This window comes from Janthinobacterium sp. SUN211, from assembly GCF_030587315.1.
In the GTDB taxonomy this organism is placed as follows: domain Bacteria; phylum Pseudomonadota; class Gammaproteobacteria; order Burkholderiales; family Burkholderiaceae_D; genus Janthinobacterium; species Janthinobacterium kumbetense.
In genome coordinates this window covers 1-1336 of sequence record NZ_JAPWIC010000021.1, presented here as the reverse complement: position 1 = coordinate 1336, position 1336 = coordinate 1, and the positions used below count along the sequence as shown (strand labels likewise).

At 51.1% G+C, this 1336-nt stretch carries 1 rRNA gene (cut by a window edge); it reads right to left on the bottom strand.

What is annotated here, in order from left to right:
* Positions 1-1336, bottom strand: a 23S ribosomal RNA gene (locus O3301_RS28525); its annotated part reaches 1447 nt to the left of the window's first position; the annotation flags it as partial.

The window sequence follows — 1336 nt, the reverse complement described above, 5'->3', positions numbered from 1 at the left end:
TCCTTCTCCCGAGTTCTCTCAAGCGCCTTAGAATACTCATCTCGCCCACCTGTGTCGGTTTGCGGTACGGTCTCGTATGACTGAAGCTTAGAGGCTTTTCTTGGAACCACTTCCGATTGCTTCATGCACAAGTGCACTCGTCTCAACCCCTTGAATTCCGTACCCGGATTTGCCTAAGTACCTTCTATGAGCCAAAAACCAACTATTCCAACAGTTGGACAACCTTCCGCGATCCGTCCCCCCATCGCATCATACGACGGTGCAGGAATATTAACCTGCTTCCCATCAGCTACGCATCTCTGCCTCGCCTTAGGGGCCGACTCACCCTGCTCCGATGAACGTTGAACAGGAAACCTTGGGCTTACGGCGTGGAGGCTTTTCACCCCCATTATCGCTACTCATGTCAGCATTCGCACTTCTGATACCTCCAGCATCCTTTACAAGACACCTTCGCAGGCTTACAGAACGCTCTCCTACCATATCCAATAAAGGATATCCGCAGCTTCGGTGACTGGCTTAGCCCCGTTACATCTTCCGCGCAGGACGACTCGATCAGTGAGCTATTACGCTTTCTTTAAATGATGGCTGCTTCTAAGCCAACATCCTGACTGTTTTAGCCTTCCCACTTCGTTTTCCACTTAGCCAATCTTTGGGACCTTAGCTGGCGGTCTGGGTTGTTTCCCTCTTGACGCCGGACGTTAGCACCCGACGTCTGTCTCCCAAGCTCGCACTCATCGGTATTCGGAGTTTGCAATGGTTTGGTAAGTCGCAATGACCCCCTAGCCATAACAGTGCTCTACCCCCGATGGTGATACTTGAGGCACTACCTAAATAGTTTTCGGAGAGAACCAGCTATTTCCAAGTTTGTTTAGCCTTTCACCCCTACCCACAGCTCATCCCCTAATTTTTCAACATTAGTGGGTTCGGACCTCCAGGGCGTGTTACCGCACCTTCATCCTGGCCATGAGTAGATCACTTGGTTTCGGGTCTACACCCAGCGACTGATCGCCCTATTCGGACTCGATTTCTCTACGGCTTCCCTATTCGGTTAACCTTGCCACTGAATGTAAGTCGCTGACCCATTATACAAAAGGTACGCAGTCACGGAACAAGTCCGCTCCTACTGTTTGTATGCACACGGTTTCAGGATCTATTTCACTCCCCTTCCGGGGTTCTTTTCGCCTTTCCCTCACGGTACTGGTTCACTATCGGTCGATTACGAGTATTTAGCCTTGGAGGATGGTCCCCCCATATTCAGACAGGATGTCACGTGTCCCGCCCTACTTGTCGTACGCTTAGTACCACCGGTCCGATTTCACATACGGGGCTATCACCC